General features: G+C 63.0%; 12 protein-coding genes and 1 pseudogene. 5 read left to right on the top strand and 8 right to left on the bottom strand.

The window, feature by feature from the left end; all coding sequences use genetic code 11:
- Window positions 1-74 precede the first annotated feature (74 nt).
- Complete coding sequence (thiI, locus tag E5E96_RS15905) at window positions 75-1523, bottom strand: tRNA uracil 4-sulfurtransferase ThiI (RefSeq protein WP_024946451.1); 1449 nt, start codon at window positions 1521-1523, stop codon at window positions 75-77.
- A 178-nt stretch (window positions 1524-1701) separates the two neighbouring features.
- On the opposite strand from thiI, the gene E5E96_RS15900 reads away from it, so the two are divergent.
- A complete protein-coding gene (locus E5E96_RS15900; protein WP_171282579.1) occupies window positions 1702-2661 on the top strand; it encodes a hypothetical protein in 960 nt (319 codons plus the stop codon).
- Between the two features lie 101 nt (window positions 2662-2762).
- On the opposite strand, the gene pbpC is transcribed toward E5E96_RS15900, so the two are convergent.
- The 3 genes and pseudogenes from pbpC to E5E96_RS15885 form a co-directional block, all read right to left on the bottom strand.
- On the bottom strand, window positions 2763-5084 hold the full coding sequence (pbpC, locus tag E5E96_RS15895) for a penicillin-binding protein 1C (RefSeq protein ID WP_253264714.1): 2322 nt from the start codon (window positions 5082-5084) through the stop codon (window positions 2763-2765).
- 52 nt (window positions 5085-5136) lie between these two features.
- A pseudogene (locus tag E5E96_RS15890) lies at window positions 5137-10103 on the bottom strand (alpha-2-macroglobulin).
- 87 nt (window positions 10104-10190) lie between these two features.
- Window positions 10191-11879, bottom strand: a complete 1689-nt coding sequence (locus tag E5E96_RS15885; protein WP_171282578.1) for an FAD-dependent oxidoreductase — start codon at window positions 11877-11879, stop codon at window positions 10191-10193.
- Window positions 11880-12013: 134 nt separating this feature from the next.
- Between E5E96_RS15885 and E5E96_RS15880 the strand changes: the two genes are divergently transcribed.
- The 3 genes from E5E96_RS15880 (at window position 12014) to E5E96_RS15870 (ending at window position 16565) form a co-directional block, all read left to right on the top strand.
- A complete protein-coding gene (locus E5E96_RS15880) occupies window positions 12014-14953 on the top strand; it encodes an EAL domain-containing protein (protein ID WP_171282577.1) in 2940 nt (979 codons plus the stop codon).
- Window positions 14954-15018: 65 nt separating this feature from the next.
- Window positions 15019-15837, top strand: coding sequence for a pyruvate formate lyase 1-activating protein (gene pflA, locus E5E96_RS15875; protein WP_011705579.1), 819 nt, complete (start codon window positions 15019-15021; stop codon window positions 15835-15837).
- 86 nt (window positions 15838-15923) lie between these two features.
- Window positions 15924-16565 carry an energy-coupling factor ABC transporter permease gene (locus E5E96_RS15870; protein WP_011705578.1) on the top strand — a complete coding sequence of 214 codons (642 nt, stop codon included), beginning with the start codon at window positions 15924-15926 and terminating at the stop codon, window positions 16563-16565.
- A 51-nt stretch (window positions 16566-16616) separates the two neighbouring features.
- Here E5E96_RS15870 and E5E96_RS15865 read toward each other — a convergent pair whose 3' ends face one another.
- The 4 genes from E5E96_RS15865 to E5E96_RS15850 form a co-directional block, all read right to left on the bottom strand.
- The gene (locus E5E96_RS15865) at window positions 16617-17309 is read right to left on the bottom strand and encodes an ABC transporter permease (RefSeq protein ID WP_011705577.1); all 693 of its coding nucleotides are present in this window, start codon (window positions 17307-17309) and stop codon (window positions 16617-16619) included.
- A gap of 3 nt (window positions 17310-17312) precedes the next feature.
- Complete coding sequence (locus E5E96_RS15860) at window positions 17313-18053, bottom strand: ABC transporter permease (protein ID WP_011705576.1); 741 nt, start codon at window positions 18051-18053, stop codon at window positions 17313-17315.
- 204 nt (window positions 18054-18257) lie between these two features.
- Window positions 18258-19031, bottom strand: coding sequence for an ABC transporter substrate-binding protein (locus E5E96_RS15855; RefSeq protein WP_011705575.1), 774 nt, complete (start codon window positions 19029-19031; stop codon window positions 18258-18260).
- Window positions 19032-19096: 65 nt separating this feature from the next.
- Window positions 19097-19867, bottom strand: a complete 771-nt coding sequence (locus E5E96_RS15850) for an ABC transporter ATP-binding protein (RefSeq protein WP_011705574.1) — start codon at window positions 19865-19867, stop codon at window positions 19097-19099.
- A gap of 534 nt (window positions 19868-20401) precedes the next feature.
- Here E5E96_RS15850 and E5E96_RS15845 point away from each other — a divergent pair.
- Complete coding sequence (locus E5E96_RS15845; protein WP_171282576.1) at window positions 20402-21304, top strand: lysine exporter LysO family protein; 903 nt, start codon at window positions 20402-20404, stop codon at window positions 21302-21304.
- Window positions 21305-21308 lie beyond the last annotated feature (4 nt).

The following is a 21308-nucleotide window of genomic DNA, read 5'->3' as shown; positions in this document are numbered from 1 at the left end:
ACATCATCTCCCCCGAGTGAAATAAAAAAATCCGGCTCATGGCCGGATTTTTTTATACATGCTTGAACGTCACATTACGGACGGTACACCTTGACGTTGGCAAAGCCCTTCTCTTTCAGATAGAGCGCCTGCAGCTTGCTCATCACGCCGCGATCGCAGTAGAGCAGGTAGGTCTTCTCCTTGGGCAGATCGCCAAAGGCGGTGGCCAGCTTGAAGAAGGGGATATGCATGACCTCACGCCCTTCCACCAGCAACGGCTTCTCGTCGTGCTCGTCCATGGAGCGGATATCGAGGATCACCTCGTTGTCGCCGCTCTCCGCGGTAGTCTCCACTTCCTGCACCTCGGCGGCGGTCTCTTCACCGATGCGACGAATGTCGAGGTAACGGGCCTCGGCCACCACCTTGTCCAGAATGGCGAAGTCGAAGTTCTCCTCTTCCGCCTCGATGCGGGAGAGCTCGGCCTTCACGGTCGGCTTCTTGGAGATGACACCGCAATACTCCGGCATGGTCTCGGCGAACTCCAGGGTACCGATGCGACGGGCTTCACTGATGATGTCCGGCTTGTCCCAGGTAATGAGCGGGCGCAGGATCACCTTGTCGGTCACCCGGTCGATGACGTTCAGGTTGGTGAGGGTCTGGCTGGAGACCTGACCCACGCACTCACCGGTCACCAGCGCCGGGATCTGGAACTCATCGGCCACCTTGGCGGCGGCGCGCATCATCATCCGCTTGAGCACCACCCCCATCTGGCCGTTGTCGATCTTCTCGAGGATCTCGGCCACCACCGGCTCGAAGTCCACCGCGGTGAAACGCACCCGATGGGAAGAGCCGAAGCGGTTCCACAGGTGATAGGCCACCTGCTTGACACCGATCTCGTGAGCGGCCCCACCCAGATTGAAGAAGCAGTAGTGCACCCGGCAGCCGCGCTTGATGAACTGGAAGGAGGCCACACCGGAGTCAAAACCGCCGGAGATGAGGCTCAGCACATCTTCCTGAGTGGCGATGGGCATGCCGCTCAGCCCCTGATGAATGGCGCTGACGATGAAGAGCTCTTCGCCGTCAATCTCGAGGTTGATCTTCACATCCGGGTTCTTGAGGCGCACGCCGTTGCTCACGCAGTGCTGGTTCAGGCCACCACCCACGTAGCGCTCTACTTCGAGGGAGGAGAACTCATGTTTGCCGTGGCGCTTGGCGCGCACGCAGAAGGTTTTTCCCTCGAGCTGGTCACCCCACACGGCTTTCACCTGCTCGAAGATGTCGTGCAGGTCGGTAAACTTGCTGGCCTGCACCTCGAGGAAAGCCTGAATGCCGGGAATGCAGGCCAGGGCTTCGATGGCCTGTTCACGGAACTGGTCATTGCGCGAGCTCACGATCAGCTTGTCCCAATCCATCCGCACCCGGGCATCGTCGTCGAACCGGCGCAGGACATTACGGATATTGCCCTGCAGGATCTTGATGAAACGCTGGCGAACCGACTTGCTCTTGATGGTGATTTCCGGGAACAGCTTGATAATGAACTTCATGGTAATGACTCGGGTGACCTTGATTTAAGGGCGCGAATTATATCAGAACTTTGTGGCCAGCGCCTACTGGATGAGCGTTTGCTCACATTCCCCCACGCAATGTTTGCCGCACCGAGGCAATCTTGCGTATATTCCCGAACCTGCGTCCCGGCAACATTCCTGACCACAGACCCATTCGATGAAGACCTACATCTACTACCCCGGCATGGAAGTGCGCGACGAGCTGTGGCTCAAGTTTGCCCTGCTCTATCTGGAGCGGCTCGCCTTCGTCTTCACCGTCAGTGAGAAGAGCGGCCTCACCGCCCTGCTGCAGACGCTCGAACAGGAGACGGACCTGCTGGCCGAGCGGCCGGATGCCGCCTTCTTTGCCGCCATCACTCCCCAGCTGGAGAGTCAGCTGAGCAGCCTGCTCGCCCCCGACTTCGTGCGTCACAAGGTGTTTGGCAACAAGGAGCTGATCGGTCGCTGGCGCACGCCGGCCAACCACGACTGCTTCTGCCCGGCCCAGGCAGGGCTGGAGCGGCTGCACGGCTTTTGTCTGGCGCACGGTTTTGCCAGCCGGGAAGAGGGTGGGTTCAGGATGGCACGCCGCTTTGCCAACCTGCTCTCCATGCGGCTCGCCCGCGAGTGGGCGCTCGCCAATGAGGGGGCGCTCATCACCGATCACGACTATCTCGACCGGCTGCTGCACCTGCTTGAATCCCGCTATCACAACCGCGGTGGCCAGGATTGCTTCCACCTCGAGATCCCGCTGCAAGTGCCCACTCACTTGGCCGACATCCCGTTTGCAGAGCTGATCGCCCTGCGCAGTCGCAGCGGCTTTCGCCAGCAGCTGGCCGAGTTTAATCAGGCGCTCGATGCCCTGCTCGCCATGCTGGGCAGCGGCTACGCCGAGCCCGCCGTGCTGACCCGCTTCGAGCAGGCCCAGCAGGGGCTCAACCAGCTGCTGGGGCCGCAAACCCAGATCCTGCCGCTCACCACGCTCGTCAGTACTGGCCTGCCTGCCATCGCGATGATCCATCGCCTCAAGGCGAGCCATCCGGACAGCAAGCTGGTGTTTCACTCCATCAAGAAGAGCCACTTCCACCAGCGCAAGAGTCAGCACTTCTTCACCCGGCTGGGGCAGGTCAAGCCCTGACTCCGCGGCGCCCTGCGGGATAATCGACAATCAGCTGACGGCATCGGGGCTATCCCCCGATGCCGTCAATATTCTGACACACCAAAGAGAGGCGCCTCCCCTCAGGAGGGATTTTCCAGCCGAAACTCGATGCGATCGCTGTTGCCCGCCTCATCCACCACCACCAGCTGATAACGACCCGCCTCGCTCAGCACCTGATCCCCGTCCCAACGTAGCCGCTGGCCGTTGAGAAACCAGGCCGGTTTGCCAACACCGCCCAGCACCTTGGGCTGCAGCCGATAGCGCTGGCTGCGAATCAGGTTGCCTTCCCCCAGCGCCAGGATGCGAATGGGGGCCTGCAGCTCGGCGCTCTGCCCCTCCCCCGCACAGCCGCTGGCCAGCAGCGCCTGACGCCGCTCGCCGGGCACCCGCCAAGGCTCCAGCGACAATGGCCAGAGCGCCCTAAAACCGGATTGCGCCGCATCCTGGCAACGGGTCAGCGTCGGCTTGCCTTCGGCAGTGAGTGCCACCTGTCGCAGCGGCGAGGGCCAATCCATGGGATCCGGCAGGGTGGGGGGATCGCGCCCTTCCAGCAACCAGGCGCTCTGGCGTTGCAGACAGGCCTCCGGCAGGGTCGCGTTTGCCCGCCGCCCCAGCGGCCAGCAGATCTCGGCTTCGCTCACCGTGTTGGGTTGCGCCGGCAAGGGGCTGTTGTCAACCAGTCGCGAGTAGACCGAGAGCAGCAGCGGCACCGCCGCGCTCTGGCCGTAAAAACCGGGCATGGGAGTGCCGTCGGGGCGCCCCAGCCAGACGCCGATGGTCCAGCGACCGGAGACCCCCATCGCCCAGCTGTCGCGATAGCCATAGCTGGTACCAGTCTTCCAGGCCAGTCGATTGATCCGGCCAGTCGCCTCGCTGGCAAAGGGCTGGTCCGCCCGCCCCTGCGCGCTCAATATCTGCCAGATGATCCAGGCGGCCCCCGGGCTCAGCAAGGGGCGTGACACCGCCTGCTGCCCCGCCAGCCAGACCGGCATCGCCACCTGTCCCTCTCGGGTCAGCGCACTGTAGAGCGCCACCAGCTGCTCGAGCCGAATGCCCGCCGCTCCCAGCGCGATGGCCGGATTGGGCTTGTCGGAGAGCGCCAGCCGCACCCCGGCGTTGTCGAGGCGGCTGACCAGCTTGTCGGCCCCGAGCGCCTCCAGCACCTGTACCGCTGGCACGTTGAGGGATTGCTGCAGCGCCTGGGCAAGGGTCACCGGCCCCTGAAAGGCGCCGGAGAAGTTGGCGGGGCGATAGTCAGACCCCAGCCTTGGCGCATCGGAGAGCAAGGAGGCCGAGTGCACCAGCCCCTCGTCCATCGCCAGACCGTAGATAAAGGGCTTCAGCGTAGAGCCGGGGGAGCGGATCGCCTGCACCATGTCGAGATAACCGTGGCGGCGCAGGTTGCCATACTCGGCGCTGCCCACATAGGCGCGCACCGCCATGGTTTTGTTGTCTACCAAGAGCAACGCCGCTGAGGTCTGCTCGGGGAAGCGACGGATATAGCTCGCCACCCGCCCCTCCAGCCAGCGCTGCAGATCGCCGTCTATGGTGGTGTGCACCAGCGCACCGGCCTGATTGTCGGCGGCAAGACGAGCAAACAGCGGCGCCTCCATCGGCGTGAAGTGACCACGGGCCAGCACAGGTTCGATGCGCCCCTCCAACCACACCGGTTCGGGCCAGACACCCTGCGCCACCAACCGCTCCATCACCTTGTCACGGGCGGCGCGGGCCCGCTCGGGATGCCGGTCCGGCCGGTTGCGGCTGGGAGCCTGCGGCAGCACCGCCAACAGCGCGGCCTCGGCATAAGTCAGCTTGGCGGCGCTCTTGCCGAGATAGGCAAAACTTGCCGCCTGCACCCCCTCCAGATTGCCGCCAAAGGGCGCCCGGTTGAGGTAGACGATGAGCAGGGTGCGCTTGTCATAGTGCCACTCCAGCTGCAGCGCGCGCGCCATCTGGCGCAACTTGCCGGGCACGCTCCTGTGGTAGGGTTCGATAAGACGCGCCACCTGCATGGTGAGAGTCGAGCCGCCCGACACGGCGCGCCCATAGCGCAGCCACTGCCAGACCCCGCGCACCATGGCCACCGGATTGACCCCGGGATGACGCCAGAAGTAGCGATCCTCGTAGCCCAGCAGCGCCTCGATATAGCGGGGGGAGACCTGCTCCAGAGTCACGGGGTAGCGCCACACCCCGCTGGTATCGGCAAAGGCGCGCAGCGGCCTCCCCTTCATATCGAGCACCACCCGCGCATAGGCCGGGTCGAGCGGTGGTGGCGGGAAAATGCGATCCAGCGTCAGCAATGACAGCAGCAGTGCTACAACGCCCAGCACCGAGAAACGCAGCCAGCGCGGTAGACGGCCAAGCCAGCGCCAGCCAGCGCGGCCACTGCGACCTAATTTCAGCCAGCCACGCTGCCAAAAAGTGAGCGGGCGAACCCGCTCAAGGGAGGGAAGGTTACTCAGAGATGATCACCTCATGGATATCCTCACCCACGGCACGCAGCTCGGGCCGGTACATATCCTCCACCTGGGTCGGCGGCACCTGATAGCGACCCGGTGTCACCGCCCGCATCAGGTAAACCAGCTGCTGGTTGCTCCCCTCGCTCAGATCCAGCGCCGCCGTGTAGCGGTCATCGCGAAACTCCTGATGCTTGAGATAGTCGTTCCACTCGCTCTGCCACGCAGGTTTCCCCTCGATGGAGAGCTCTTCCAGCTTGATGCTGTTGCCAAGGGCCGGGTTCTCCAGCTCGAAGCCGGCGGGCACCATCTCCACCAGCAGGGCATCGGGCACCGCCGATTCACTGCTGACATTGAGCCGCACCACCACCAGATCGCCGACCTTCACCTTGGCGGGGTCAAAACGCTGGCCGTCGCTGTTGAACCAGCTGCGGGTCACACTCATCCCCTTGCTGACCCGTGCCGGCGCCTGCTCGGGATAACCGACCAGAGTGCGCTGCACATAGAGGGAGCCCTTGCCCTCGTTGGTGACGGTGCTCGCCGCCAGCGCCTCGGGGGCACCCTGCTGCAGCGGAGCCGAACCGCTCAGGGAGCCACTGCCAAGAGAGGAAGTTACCTTGGCCTGCCAGTCGACGGCCGGATCGAAGCGGGCGAGTCGCAGCAGGGCGAGCCGCTCCTGAGTGCTGAGCCACTGACGGTGAGCCAGGGTATCGGCCACCTTGGCGCTGAGAGTGGGCCAGCGCTCCACAGCCAGCTTGTGCTGGCGCAGCAAGGAGAGCTCAAGGGCTTCATCGCGCAGCGGCGAGCCGTAATCACCCAGATAGTCGTCCCCGCGCTCGGTCGCCAATGCCCGGCTGAGGGCCTTGGCGGCATTCTGCTCATCCCCCATGGCCGAGAGTGCCAACGATAGATGCAAAAGCGGCAAGCCGGAACGGGCGTGATCGGCCTGCTGCTCCCAGATAAGACGCAAGGTAGCGAGCGGTGCCTTGCCCACCCGGGCCAGCACATAGGCACTGTAAGCCTGATAGGCAAGACGGCTGTGCTCGGGGGCACTGCTCCAGCGCTCGCCGTACTGGCTATCGGTGAGATAGCTCTGCAGCCGGTTCAGCGCCTGATTGAGCATCGCCTCCGGTACGGCGTCGCCCGCCTCCTTACGCGCCAGCAGGTAGTTGGCGGCATAGGCGGTGAGCCACTGCTCCTCGTCAGAGCGACCATCCCAGAGGCCAAAGCCGCCGCTTGGCAGTTGCAACCGCTGCAGCCGCTGCAGCAGGGCGCGTTGCACGTCCGCCTCACTCGCCGCTTGCTTGCCCTCTGCGGGTTTGCGCCAAGCGGCCCGCTCATCGGCCGTGGTCAGCAAGTAAGGCCAGGCACGGGACAGGGTCTGCTCCAGACAGGCGTAGGGGTAGTCGGCCAGCGCCTGCCACTGGGCTGCCGGATCCCAGGGGGGAGTGCCGGAGAGACTGAGCAGTCCCTGCAGGTTGGCACGATCCAGCCCGGCCAGCTCAGCTGGCGCAAAGCTCATCTGCTGGCCGGGGGCCAGCATCTGGTAGCGCTGGCGAGTCTCGGCCGGCCAGGGGGAGCGCAGCGGCAAAGTCCAGTCGCGGCTGATGGCAAAATCCTTGCCGCTGGCCGCCAACTGCAAGCTCGCCACACCGCTCGCCCCGGTCACGGTGAGCGGCAGGGTCAGCCACTGCTCCTCGCCATTTTTCAGGGAAAGGGTGCCGGGCAACTCGCCGTTTGCCTTGAGCCCACCATTGAGGGTCCAGACAAGGGAGAGGGTCTGATCCTCGCCGCTCATGTTGCGCAGCTGCACCAGCGCCCGGGTCTCATCCCCTCTGGCGCCAAAGCGCGGCCAGCCAATTTCGGCCACCAAGGGCGCCACTACCTTGACGGCACGCTCGGCCTCGCCGACTTGCTGTTCGTTCCAGGCCAATGCCATCAACGCCAACTCGCCGTTGAAGTTGGGCAAGTCGAGCGGGATCACCGCCTTGCCCTGCTCATCAAAACTCACCTCGCCACTCCAGAGCGCGGCGATCTCGACCCGACTCTCCAGCGCGCCGCCCTTTTTCAGCGGCGCCCGATCGCCCCCATAGTTGAGGCGGGCCAGCTTGCCATCTTGCGGCGGGATCACTTGGCCATAGTTGTCGAACAAATCTTGGGCGAAGCGCTTGCGACCAAAGAAGATCTCGAACGGGTCGAGGGGCTGGTAGTCGCTGGTATTGAGCACGCCCCGATCCACCGCAGCCAGCACCACCCGTCCCTGACTGTTGGGGGTGGAGGTGGCGATCACCTCCAGCCGGGTGAGCGGCACGGCTTTATCAGGCGCGCTCAGGGTAAGCGGCAGACGGCGCGCTTCCCGATCCAGGGTGAGCGGCACCAGCCCGACCGAGCGCAGGCTCTGCCCCTGCTGGCTAATGACCGACTTGGAGGCGCTGTCTGGCGCGGCGATCTGGGCCGAGATATGCAGATCATGACGCTGCCACTCGGGGCTGACCGGGATCTCGAATTCGCCGCGGGCATCCTTGGCATCGCCACCGGCACCCTTGAGTTCGATGCGCTGCCACCAGCGCAGGCCATCGCCATCTTCCACCAGCAGCAACCCCTTGCCGGGGCGTGGCGCAACCAAGGTCACTTTGGCCTTGTCACCCGCCTGATAGGCCCGCTTGTCGAGGGTGATGGCAATCTTGTCGGGTCGTGCCTGCTCGCCACCGCCGCCCCAGGCGTAACTGCCGATCTCCACCCGCAGGCTCGATTGATGGCCCTGACTGTTCTCCACTTCCAATCGATACCAGCCAGCAGCCAGTTGCAGCGTGAGCGGGGTCGGCCCCTTGCCATCCAGCTGCAGGGTCTGCTCCTGCTCCAGATAGGGCTGGCTGTTGAACTCGTACTTCCATCCCTCGCCATCGGCGTAGTGCCAGTAGTAGTCGCGGTACTCGTTGATAAGGCGCACCTTCACCGGCCCCGCCACCGGCTGGCCCTTGTCATCGAGGTTGAGGATCTGGAAGGGGAGCGGCTTGCCCCCCTCTACCCGATCCGCCACAAAATCGGCCTTGAGCGCCGGCCACTGGCTGCCTGCAGGCCAGCCATACTGGGTGCGGCTGCGATTGACGGCGCGGCCACCGGGTTCGGAGAGCGACACCCGATAGGCCACCTCCAGCGGCCCAAGGGCGCGCACACCATCGAGCTCATCAGCCAGCGAAAAAGTCCCCTGCCCCTGCGCATCGAGGGTGATGTTGAGGGGCTCAAGATCCTTGGCCTGCTCGGCAAGCAGCACGTCCCCCAGGGTGAACTCCTGCCACTGGGTAAAGGGCATGGTGGCGCGGCTTAACTTCACCTCGGCTTTGGCCTTGGTGGAGCTCGCCGGCGCGCCGTAGAGATAGTCTCCTTGCAGCGGCAGAGTGAGGGCGGCGTCCAGACTCGTCACTTCCCCATCCGGCCCCTTGCCAAGCTGCAGTTTCAGCCGCTCCGGCAAGAACTCCTCCACCAGGAAAGGCCACTCGAAGCGGCTGCCGGCGGCGGTCTTGAGGTTGATGGTCCAGCGCCCGAGCGGCGCATCCTCCGGCAAACGCAGACCGTAGTGGGCGGCGCCCAAATTGTCCGGCAGCAGCCGCTTTTGTTCGAGCAGTTGGCCGTCCGGCTGTTTCACCTCCAGCTCCACCGCCATCCCCGGCAGCAGCTGACCATCTTGGCCCTTGAGCAGGATCTCGCTGTCGAGCCGCTCGCCGGGGCGATAGAGATCGCGCCCGCTGAACAGATAGAGCTGCTGAGCCTGCCAGGGCTGGGTACCGAGATCGAAGGTGGAGAGATCGAGCGCTGCCCCATCGAGTCGCAGCACCGCCAGATGGTTGCCCTGCTCGGCCAGCAGCAGGCGAGCCCCCTGCACCTGATCGAAGCGGCGATGGCCTTGCGGATCGGTGTTTTGCACCTGCAGCCGGTTGCCCTTCTCGTCGAGCAGGGAGAGCTGCACATCCTTGAGCGGGTCGGCGCTGGCCAGCGAGCTCACGAACACCTCCAGCTGATCGCGGTAACGGCGGGCACTGAGCCCCATGTCGCTCACCGCAAAATAGGTGGTCTCCTTGCGCCAGTCGTAGTTGCCAAGGGGGACATCACCGCAAAGTAGACGCCAGCCTCCGCCAGCTGCGGCTCCTTCACATTGATAAGGCGGGTCTCGCGCCGGTTGGCATCGAGCTCCAGTGCATAGCGGCCGCTGAACACCCGCTGGGCCCGCTTGGTGATCTGTTCAAGCTCCCAGTTGCCCATCCCGGCACCGGGGCGATACTCGGCCAGGAAACGGGGCAGATATTCCGCATCGACCCGGAAGAAGTCGATATTGACCTCGTCCACGTTGACCGCGCTGATGGGCAGGCGCAGCTCGTCGCGCAGCGGCAACACCATGCCGCTGGCGGTAAACGAAGCCCCCGCCTCCAGCGGCCGGGTCTTGAGGGTCCAACTCTGGGGGGATGGGCCCAGCCCCGACTTGAGGCTCACCTCATAGCTTTTATCGGGCTGAACGTTCGGGAAATAAAGGGTACGGCCATCGTCGGCGAGGATCCACTCCCCCTGCACCTGCTTGCCCCCCTCGCTCACCGAAAGCCAGCTCTGCCAATTGGCCTTGGGCGCCAAGGGGCCGGAGAAGACCAGCGCCAGCGCCGGGGCATCGCGATATTGGCGGGCATTGGCCTGCACAACTGAACTCGGCGCCCCTGCCTCCTGCTGGGCTGTGGATTCTGTGGTCTGCCCACTGGCGACAGGCTTGTCGGGGCCACAGCCGCTCAGCAGCAGCGCCGTGAATCCCGCCAGCAGCAGGGCCGGCCAGCGGCGCCCGGGGACGGCCGCCCGTTGTGGTGAGGAACGAGAGAGGCGAGGGTGAGAGTCGACGCGGCGCATAAATGTCATCCCTGATTGGCTCGCTGCCAGTGCAGCGCAATAGCCAACAGGATAAGGGATCAGGCTCGCTTGACACAAAACTCATTGCAGTTAAAACGCCGGCAGCTTCCGCCAGATGCAACAGCGCCGACCCTGGGGTCGGCGCTCTCTTGCGGCTGGGGCGAGTTACTCCATCACCGCCATCTGCCAGGTCTTGAAGCCGCCGGAGAGGTTCTTGACCTTGAAGCCGTGCTGGCTCAGCAGGCGACAGGCCACGTGACCGCGCAAGCCTACCTGACAGCTGATGAGCAGCTCTTTATCCCTGGGCAGCTCGTGAAGGCGGCCGCGCAGCTCATCGAGGGGGATGTGCAGCGCACCCGGGATGCGACCCAGCTTGTCGAGTTCGGGGCCATTGCGCACGTCCAGCACCTGCTGATGGGAATGACGGGCCTCGACCTCCGCTGCGTGGCAGAGCAGGGTATCCCCCTTCAAGTGGTTGCTGGCCACGAAGCCGGCCATGTTGATCACATCCTTGGCCGAGCCGAAGGGCGGTGCATAGGTGAGCTCCAGATCCTGCAGATCAAACACGGTGAAACCGGCGCGCTGGGCCACCGCCAACACGTCGATACGCTTGTCGACCCCGTCCTTGCCGATGGCCTGGGCGCCGTAAATCTTGCCATCCGGGGCAAACAGCAGCTTGAGGCTGACCGGGTGGGCGCCGGGGTAATAACCGGCGTGGCTGCCCGGGTGGACATAAGCCTTCTCGAACGGCAGCCCCAGCTGCAGCAACCGCTTCTCGCTCAGGCCGGTGCTGGCTACCGCCAGATCGAACAGCTTGCAGATGGCGGTACCCTGAGTCTTCTTGTAGGTTTCGCTGCGCCCCAGCATGTTGTCGGCGGCGATGCGCCCCTGCCGGTTGGCGGGGCCCGCCAGCGGGATCAGCACCGACTCGCCGGTGACGAAGTCGGTCTCCTCCACCGCATCCCCCACCGCATAGATGAAGGGATCAGAGGTTCGCATGGCGGCATCCACCTTGATGCCGCCGCGTGGCCCCAGCTCCAGTCCCGCCTTGGCGGCGAGCAGGGTCTCGGGCTTGACGCCGATGGCGAGGATCAGCAGGCCGGTATCGAGCCGGGAGCCATCGCTCAGGGTCAGGCGTAATCCACCCCGTTGTTCAGTGGCCACGGCAGCGGTTTTTTCCGCCAGCACATCCAGGCTCTCGATGGCCGAGAGACCGGTACGCAGGCGCAGATCGATCCCCTCCTCCCGGATACGGGCATGGAGCATGTTGGCCATCTCTTTATCCACCGGTGCCATCACCTGATCGGAGAGCTCCAGCAGGGTGACCGCCAGCTTGCGCTGGTGCAACGCCTCCATCATCTCCAGCCCGATGAAACCGCCCCCTACCACGGTGACATGGCGCGGCTGATCGTGCGCCAGCGCCGCCAGAATGCGATCCATGTCGGGAATATTGCGCAAGGTGTGCACACCCGGGCTGTCGATACCGGGGAACGGAGGCCGGATGGGGGCCGCGCCCGGGCTCAGCAGCAGCACGTCATAGGCTTCACGGCGCTCTTCACCGGTCAGCAGGTTGCGCACCAGCAGACTCTTGCCGGCCTTGTCTATCTCGATGACGTCGTGAAAGACCCGCACATCCACGTTGAAGCGGCGCTTGAAGCTCTGGGGGGTCTGCAACAGCAGGGCATCCCGGCTCGGGATGTCGCCCCCGATGTGATAAGGCAGCCCGCAGTTGGCGAAGCTGACGAACTCGCCCCGCTCGAACATCACTATTTCCGCTTCTTCGCTCAGACGGCGGGCTCTGGCCGCCGCAGAGGCACCACCGGCCACACCGCCTACAATCAGGATCCGTTTCATCAGCAAGACTCCAGTCAACGACAAATTGCCATTAAATTAGTATCTTCTAATTTAGAATTCAATGAAATTTTGTTTGTACCGATTTTGCAGTATTCTTGCCACCCGACAGTCGTTCAACAGGATGTTATCAGTTCATGTCGTCAACCGCGCTCAGTCACCTTTCCTCTGCCAGCCAGACACCGCTGTTCTTTCGTCTGGACGTGCGCAGCCAGCGGCTGGTCGCCCTGACCGATGTGATGCAAACCCCGCTCTACTGGCTCGATGAGCCCAGAGGCCCCTGGCCGGCCCAGTTGCCGGATGCGCTGCGCCTGCCCATCGAGCAGGCGCTCACCAGCGGCCAGGGCGGCAAGCTGGTGCTGCGCTTTGCCGGCCAGCAGTGGCACGTCGCCCTCTCCCACGAACAAGATGCCTTCTGGCTCATCTGCCTGCAGACCCTGCGCCAGGAGCCGGTGGCCGATCTGGCGCTGCACCTGCCGCGCCTGAGCCAGATGGCGAGCCAACAGCAGTTTGCCGCCATGCTGGAGAACCTCAAGGAGAGTCTGGGGGCCGATCGCCTCATCCTCTGGCACTATCAGGCCAACGGGCCCCTCGGCAGCGAACAGCTGACCCCGGTCTTCACCCTGGGGGCCGACGAAGTGGCCGCCATTCGCGGCGACAGCCGCTACATCCGCGCCCTGCGCACCCGCAAGTCCCTGAGCTTTTCGGAGGCGGCGCACCAGCCCATGCTGAGCCAGCACTACTACCTGGCCAATGCGGGGGTGAGTTCGCGCCTGGACGGCGCGTTGCTGGAGCAGGAAAAACTCATCGGCGTGCTGAGCCTCGAATACCTCAACGCCACCCCCCTCAGCGACGAGATGCTGCAACTGGTGCGTCACAGCGCCCAGCTGCTTGGCCACTGGCAACCGCTCCCCGAACCTGTGCACAACCCAGTGCTGGCCCTGCCGGCCGAGCTCACCCTGCTGACCGGCATCGCCTATTGCCGCGCGCTGGTGCGCTGGGGCATGAGCGTCAGCGGTGCCCGCATCGGCTGGATCGGCGAGTACCAGCCGCGCGGCCAGGAGCTGTGGATGATCCCGCGCTGCGTGCTGGAGGGGGAGACCTTCTCGGTGCTCAAACCCATCCAGATGGACCCGGGTCCCGGCCAGGAGCTGTTCCAGCACGGCCAGGCGGTCTATGTGGAAGACCTGCCCCTGCGCTATCCCCAGGCCAGCCAGCTGCTGGCCCTCAATGCCCCCGTCTATATCGGCATTCCGCTGCACGGCCAGCACGGTGCCCCCATCGGCCAGCTCACCCTGCTGCTCGACACACCGCTGGCCGACCCCATGCCGCTGCTCGACGCCCTCAGCAGCCAGCACGAGCGGGCCGCCGTCGAACTGCAACGCTTGGCCGCCGACGAAGCCTTGCGGCTGGCCGAGGTGGCCTTCAACACCCACGACGGCCTGCTGGTGATGGATCACAAGGGGATCATCCTCAAGGTCAACAACTCCTTTACCCGCATCACCGGCTTTGCCGACGATGAGATGATCGGCCAGCATATCGTCCGGCTCAGGCCCACCTACTATGGCGATCACCTGAAGCAGGATGTGCGCCAGGCGGTGGCGGCCCAGGAGTTCTGGATGGGGGAAGAGCGCTGCCTGCACAAGGATGGCCACCTGTTCCCGGTCCGCTTGATGGTGAGCGGAGTACAGGACGAGCACGGCGAAATCAGCCACTACGTCTGCAGCTTCTACGACATCAGCAAGGAGAAGGAGGCGGCGCGCCACATCGAGCAGCTCGCCTATTACGACGATCTGTGCGGTCTCTACAACCGCCGCAGCCTCAACGACATCATGCAGCGTACCCTGCAGGAGGCCAGCGGCCAGTGGGGCGCCCTGCTGCTGGTGGATCTGGACAACTTCAAGTCGATCAACGACTCCCTCGGCCATGCCTGCGGCGATCTGCTGCTGCAGGCAGTGGTGGAGCGGCTCAAGGGGCTGCCGCAGGACAACCTGGTGCTGGCCCGCATCTCGGGGGATGAATTCGCCCTGCTGTTCACCGCCTTGGGTCAGGGCTATGTCACCGCCAAGATCCTGGCCGAGCATTTCGCCCGCGAGCTGATGGGGCTGTTTCGCATTCCGTTCGACATCGAGGATCACAAGCTGCACTGCAGCGCCTCTGTGGGGATCAGCCTCTTCTCCAGCGAGGACAAGGATCACCTGGTACTGATGCAGCAGGCCGACACCGCCACCCACATGGCCAAGCGATCCGGCCAGGGCAACTATGTGTTCTTCAGCGAAGCGATGGCCGAAAAAGAGAAGAGCAAGCTGGCGCTCAACAACCAGCTGCGCGACGCCCTGCGCCACCACGAGCTGCAGTTGCACTATCAGCCGCAATACCGGGTCGACAACGGCGCGCTGTCCGGCATCGAGGCGCTGCTGCGCTGGCAACGCAGCGACGGCAGCATGGTGCCGCCGGCGGAGTTCATCCCCATTGCCGAGGAGACCAGCCTCATCCAGGACATCGGCTACTGGGTGATGAAGACCGCCTGCGCCCAGTACAGCTTCTGGCTCAACCGTGGGCTGGCCATTCCCCATCTGTCGGTCAACGTCAGCGCCCGCCAGTTCCACACCGTCGGCTTCGTGCAGCAGGTGGAATACATACTGCGCGATACCGGGGTGCCCCCCTCCCGCCTGCTGCTGGAGGTGACCGAATCCGTGGTGCTGGAGAACCGGCTGGAGAGCATCGCCAGAATGCGCCAGCTCAAGGAGCTCGGCATCCTGCTCTCCATCGATGATTTCGGCACCGGCTACTCGTCGCTCGCCTATCTGCGCGACCTGCCGGCGGACGAGGTGAAGCTAGACAGAAGCTTCATTCAGACCCTGGTACACAGCGAACAGGACAAGGCCATCGTCAAGGCGATCCTGGAACTGGCCAAGGTTTTTCGTTTTACCGTCACCGCCGAAGGAGTGGAGGACGAAGAGCAGCTCGCCATCCTCAAATCCCTCGGATGCCAGCATTATCAAGGCTTCCTGACCAGCCGGCCGCTCACCGCCAAAGCCCTAGAGAGCCTGCTGGGTGCCGTGGTACCGGGCTAAACATGTAGGATTTATAGGGCTTTATGTAATAAAATAACGGCCTGCTCGAATCATTGGAGTCGTCTATGTCTGTCATTAATCGGATCCCCGCTGTCGAAGTCAGCGCCACCGCCGCTGAAACCAGTGTGACCGCCGATGCATCCGGGGTCATTGGCCGGATCCATTCCGTTGAAACCTGCGGCACCGTCGATGGCCCCGGAATACGCTTCATCGTGTTCATGCAGGGCTGCCTGATGCGCTGCAAGTACTGCCACAACCGCGACACCTGGGACACCCAGGGCGGCCGCGAGGTGACAGTGCCGGAGTTGATGAGCGACATCACCAGCTATCGTCACTTCATGAATGCCTCGGGTGGTGGCGTCACCGCCTCCGGTGGCGAAGCCATGCTGCAGCAAAATTTCATCGCCGAACTGTTCGCCGCCTGCAAGGAGAAGGGCATCCACACCTGCCTCGACACCAACGGCTTCGTGCGCCACTACGACGAGCAGCTCGACAAGGTGCTCGACAATACCGATCTGGTGCTGCTCGACATCAAGCAGATCAACGACGACAAGCACATTCCGCTGACCCATGTCAGCAACAAGTACACCCTGGAGTTTGCCCGCTATCTGGCCGCCAAGGGCAAGACCATGTGGATCCGCTACGTAGTGGTACCGACCTGGTCGGACGACGACGAGAGTGCCGAGGGGCTCGGCCAGTTCATCGCTGAACTGGGAGAGTGCGTCGAGAAGGTGGAGCTGCTGCCCTACCACGAACTTGGCAAGCACAAGTGGGACGTACTGGGCGACACCTATGATCTCAACGGGATCAAGCCGCCCAGCAAGGAGACCATGGACCGCGTCCAGGGCATCCTCGCCAAGTACCACAACAACGTCAAATACTGATAGCGCAGGGGCTGGCCGGGAAAACGCCGGCCCCTTTCACATCGGGCTTCGCCCACCTGTATGCCGTCACCGGACAAGGATCTGCCATGAGTGAAGGACAAGCCGCCGCCCTGCTGCTCTGGGTACTGCTGCTCATATTCAGTCTGCGCGGCACCTTGCTGCGCACCCTCTACCACAATCCGCTCTATCAGCATCTCTGCCTCGGCGGCGCCATCGTGCTGGTGCCGCTCTGGACCCTGCGGGCCGGCCTGCACGAGGGACTGGACGTGCACTTTCTCGGCCTCACCAGCCTCACCCTGCTGCTGGGCTGGCGTCTCGCCCTGCTCGCCCCCTGCCTCACCCTGTTGGTGCTCAGCTATTTTGGCGTCATCCCGCTGGCCGAGATCGGCTGGCAGGCCCTCATCGGCGTGGCCCTGCCGGTCGCCACCACCTGGCTGCTGTTTTTGGCCAGCTGGGCCTGGCTGCCGCGCCATCTGTTCGTCTACCTGTTCGTGGTGGCCTTTCTTGGCGGCGCCCTTTCCATCTCGGTCAAAGTGGTGGCCAGCGCCCTCCTGATGGGCCTTAGCGACACCTATCCCTGGTACACCATCAGCGCCGACTATCTTTCCATCTGGCCGCTGCTGCTTTTCCCCGAAGCGCTGCTCAACGGCATGACCATGACCCTGCTCGCCATCTACCGCCCCCACTGGGTCAACACCTTCTTCGACCGGGAATACCTGGGCCGCTAAGCAACACGCAGCGACAAAAAAGCCCGCAATTGCGGGCTTTTTTTATGGCGTTTACACGGTGCGGGGGCGCAGGTGGGCGTGCCAGCGGGCTTCCCACTTCTTGAACAGCCAGACGATGACGAAGGTCAGCAGCATGTAGAGCAGGCCGGCGGTCAGGAACGCCTCGAACGGGCTGTAGTAGCGGGAGTTGATGATCCGCGCGGCGCCGGTCAGATCGACGATGGTGATGATGCCTGCCACCGCCGAACCCTGCAGCATGAAGATCACCTCGTTGCTGTAGGCCGGCAGTGCCCGGCGAAACGAGTTGGGCAAAATGATCCGGGTCAGGGTCTGCCAGCGGGTCATGCCGAAGGCGTTGGCGGCTTCAATCTGCCCCTTGGGCATGTTGAGCACGGCGCCGCGCACGATCTCGGCGGTGTAGGCCCCTGTGTTCAGAGTGAACGCCAGCAGGGCGCAGAACCAGGCTTCGGCGAACAGATCCCAGGCAACGCTGTTTTTCAGCCACTCCCACTGGGCGGCGCCGTAGTAGATGATGAACAGCTGCACCAGCAGCGGGGTGCCGCGAAAGAAGTAGATATAAGCCCAGATCGGCCCCTTGATCAGCCAGTTGCGGCTGTTGCGCAGGATACCGAGCGGCACCGCCAGCATCAGCCCGAGGATCAGGGAAGCCGCCACCAGCAGTACCGTGGTGTAGAGGCCCTGCCAGTAGGTGGGCCATTCGGTGAGAATGATTGAGAAATCCATGGCTTACCTCGTCTTTATCGCATAGTGACGCTCGGCCCATTTCAGTGCCGAGGTGGAGACCGCAGTGAAGATCAGGAAGATCAGGGCCACCGCCATGTAGAAGGTGAAGGGCAGCTGGGTCGAGCCCGCCGCCAGGGACGCTTTGCGCACCATGTCATCGAGCCCGATGATGGAGACCAGCGCCGTGGTTTTCAGCAAGACCAGCCAGTTGTTGCCAAACCCAGGCAGAGCGTGGCGCATCATCTGGGGAAACAGGATCCGCACAAACACCTGGGTTGCCCGCATGCCAAAGGCCCGGGCCGCTTCCAGCTCGCCCTTGTCCACCGCTAGGATGGCGCCACGGAAGGTCTCGGTCATGTAGGCGCCGAAGATGAAGCCGATGGTGGCCACCCCGGCCGCAAACGGGCTGATGTCGATGTAATCGGGCAGCAGGGAGACCCACTCCTGATTGGGATTGCTCGCCAGCAGGTAGTTGTTGTAGCTCTCGTTGACCCAGGTACAAAGGTTGTTGATGAGCACCTGGCCGCCGAAGAACAGCAGCATCATCAGCACCAGATCGGGGATGCCGCGAATGACGGTGGTGTAGGCGGTGGCAAAACCACGGGCCCACTTGTAGGGGGAGAGCTTGGCCAGCGCCCCCAGCATGCCGAGCACCAGCGCCAGCAGCAGGGAGGCCAGCGCCACTTCCAGGGTGACCCATGCCCCCTCCAGCAGGGAGGTTTCGTATCCTTTCAAATCAAACATATGCGGCTCCATTGCAACTCATTGAGCGGGATCTCCCGTCCCAATATCCTTTCAAACCAAACACATGCAGCTCCATTGCAACTAAGCGGGCCCATCGCTCCCTTGCGAGAGACAACGGGCCCGATGACTACAGACTAGGGTCAACCTGTCGTGATGATTCGCCGCAATTGCGCCGGCGGCTACCGGGGTAGCGCGCCTTCGGGGTTACTCGCCGTACACGTCGAAGTCGAAGTACTTGTCGTTGATCGCCTTGTACTTGCCGTTGGCACGCAGCGCCAGGATGGCGGCGTTGAATTTCTCTTTCAGATCCTTGTCGGCCTTGCGCACCGCGATGCCGGCACCCTCGCCAAACCACTTGGGATCGGTCAGTTTCGGGCCGATGAACTCGAACGCATCGCCACCCTCTTTCTTGAGCAGGCCGTCGCTGATGGCGGCGGAGTCGGCCATCACGTAGTCAACCCGGCCGGATTTCAGATCGAGATAGGCCTCGTCTGCAGTGCCATAACGCTTGATGGTGGCGTTGGGGAAGTTGTCGGTGATGTAGGTGTCCATGGAGGTGGCGCGCTGCACGGCCACTGTCTTGCCACTCATGAACTCCTTGTCGAGCTTGATCTCGGTGCCCTTCTTGGCGGCGAAGCGGGCCGGAATGTGCTGGTACTTCTGGGTGAAGTCCACCTTCTTCTTGCGCTCTTCGGTGATGTCCATGGTGGCGATGATGGCGTCATACTTGCGCGACAGCAGCGCCGGAATGATGCCGTCCCAGTCCTGTTTGATCAGGGTGCACTTCACCTTCATCTCCTCGCACAGGGCGTTGGCGATGTCGATGTCGAAACCTTTCACCTCGCCGCTCGGCTCGGTCCAGGAGAAGGGGGGATAGGCACCTTCCACCCCGATCCGCACCTCTTTCCACTCCTTGGCCATCAGGCTGCCGGAAGACAGGGCAGTGACTATGGCGGTCGCCAGCATCAGCTTGTTCATGTATCTCTCCTTGATAAAATCATCGACTGTTGCAATTGCAGATTATTGGGGATCAGCCCCGGCCATCAATAGATGGAGGAGATGAATTGCTTGAACCGTTCGGACTTGGGATGGGCGAAGATCTCCTTGGGATTGCCCTCCTCCTCCACACGGCCCTGATGCAAAAACATTACCTTGTTCGACACATCGCGGGCAAACGACATCTCATGGGTCACCACCAGCATGGTGCGCCCCTCTTCGGCCAGCTCGCGCATCAGGCCGAGCACTTCGCCCACCAGCTCGGGATCGAGCGCCGAGGTGGGTTCGTCAAACAGCATCACCTCGGGCTCCACCGCCAGCGCCCGGGCAATGGCCGCCCGCTGCTGCTGGCCGCCGGAGAGGTGACCTGGGTAGTAGTCGCGCCGCTCCCACAGACCCACCCGGTTGAGCAGGTGTTCCGCCTTGGCCATCGCCTCGGCGCGGGGCACCTTGAGCACCTGGATCGGCACCTCGATGATGTTCTGCATGATGGTCATGTGGGACCAGAGATTGAAGCTTTGAAACACCATGGCCAAGCGGCTGCGAATGCGCTCCACCTGGCGCACGTCCTCCGGCAACCGTTCACCGGCCCGGTTGGTTTTCATGCGAATAAGTTCGCCATGGAGGGAAACCGTGCCGGAAGAGGGTGTTTCCAGCAGATTGATACAGCGAAGAAAGGTCGACTTCCCCGAACCGGAGGAGCCGATAAGGGAGATGACATCCCCCTTGTGGGCGGTCATATCGATGCCCTTGAGCACTTCGTGGGTGCCGAAATACTTGTGCAGATCACGAACTTCCAGTGCGGCAACGTCGCTCATCCATTACAACCTTGTCTGTCCCTAGACGCCGCTGGGGCGTGACTCACGCCATCGCTTATTTAACAAAAAGTTAACCGATGGCAACCTTCAGCGAAAATATCACTCAGATAGTTAAAAAACAATACAGAACCGAGGTCTTTGGTGTTTTGTCTGTATTTTTATTGGCCAAACAGGTATTTTTCAGCACTTTGTCTGCATAAAACGCTAACCACCCCTGCCTGACAACACCGCCTTTTTATACCCCCAGCGCAAGGCTGGCAAGAAGATTCCTACGTTTTGGCCGCAAGCCACCCAGATTGACTTTATTCAACCATGCAGTACACGCATCCTGTTGAAAAATGGGCCTGTCAGACCCCGTTCTGGCTGCACCAGAATGGGCCGGCGCCCCAACAGCGGGCCTCCTTTCGCACCCAAAAACATAACATATTGATAAAAAAGCTCCGGATGGAGCAGGCAAACACACAAATATGTGACACAGGCCCAATAAGTGATGATAAGGTGTCATTTTTGTCAGTTTTTGTGATCGAGGCCCCGATGTTGCTCAATGTGTTGCTGATCCTGCTGCCGCTGGTAATCGGCTATCTGGTACCCCTCTCTTCTGCCCGTTTGATCAAGCTGGTCAATCAATCGCTGGGCAAGATGGTCTATCTCATTTTGTTCCTGATGGGGCTGGGGCTCGCCTACGTGGAGAACCTCGGCAGCAATCTGGCGGTGATCTTCAAGGTGGCCGGGGTGATGCTCGCCGCCATTACCCTGTGCAACCTGCTGGCCCTCTGGTGGCTGGACAGGCGCTCGCCCCCCACCCACGAGGCCAGCGACGGCCAGATGCCGAGCAAGCTGCACCTGCTGTGGGAGTCTCTGCAGCTCTGTTTCGTGGTGCTGGGCGGCATCTTGCTGGGGCTGCTGGTCGACCTGCGCGCCCTGCCCATCGACAAATGGAGCGAGTGGGCGCTGATGTTGTTGCTGTTTCTCATCGGGGTGCAGATGCGCAACTCTGGCATGCGGCTGCGCCAGATCCTGCTCAACCCCTGGGGCATGAAGATCGCCGTCACCGTCATCCTCAGCAGCTGGCTGGGCAGCCTGCTGGCCGCCCAGCTGCTCGACATGCCGCTGACCCACGGCCTGGCCCTCAGTTCCAGCTTCGGCTGGTATTCGCTCTCCGGCATCCTGGTGGCCGACAAGCTGGGGCCGGTACTGGGCTCCGCCGCCTTCATCAACGATCTGGGCCGCGAGCTCATCGCCATCCTGATCATTCCGATGCTGATGCGCCGCCACCCCTCCGCCGCCATCGGCTATGGCGGCGCCACGGCGCTGGACTTCACCCTGCCGGTCATCCAGAAATCCGGCGGCATCCAGGTGGTACCGGTGGCCATCGTCTCCGGCTTTATCCTGAGCCTGCTCGGCCCGATCCTGATCCTGGGCTTCCTCGCCATCTGATTGC

Origin of the sequence: Aeromonas sp. 1805 (genome assembly GCF_013085525.1) — a bacterium.
Taxonomy (GTDB): Bacteria; Pseudomonadota; Gammaproteobacteria; order Enterobacterales; family Aeromonadaceae; genus Aeromonas; species Aeromonas hydrophila.
Note: the sequence above shows the minus strand (reverse complement) of the source record. Positions and strands in the feature narration are given on the sequence as shown.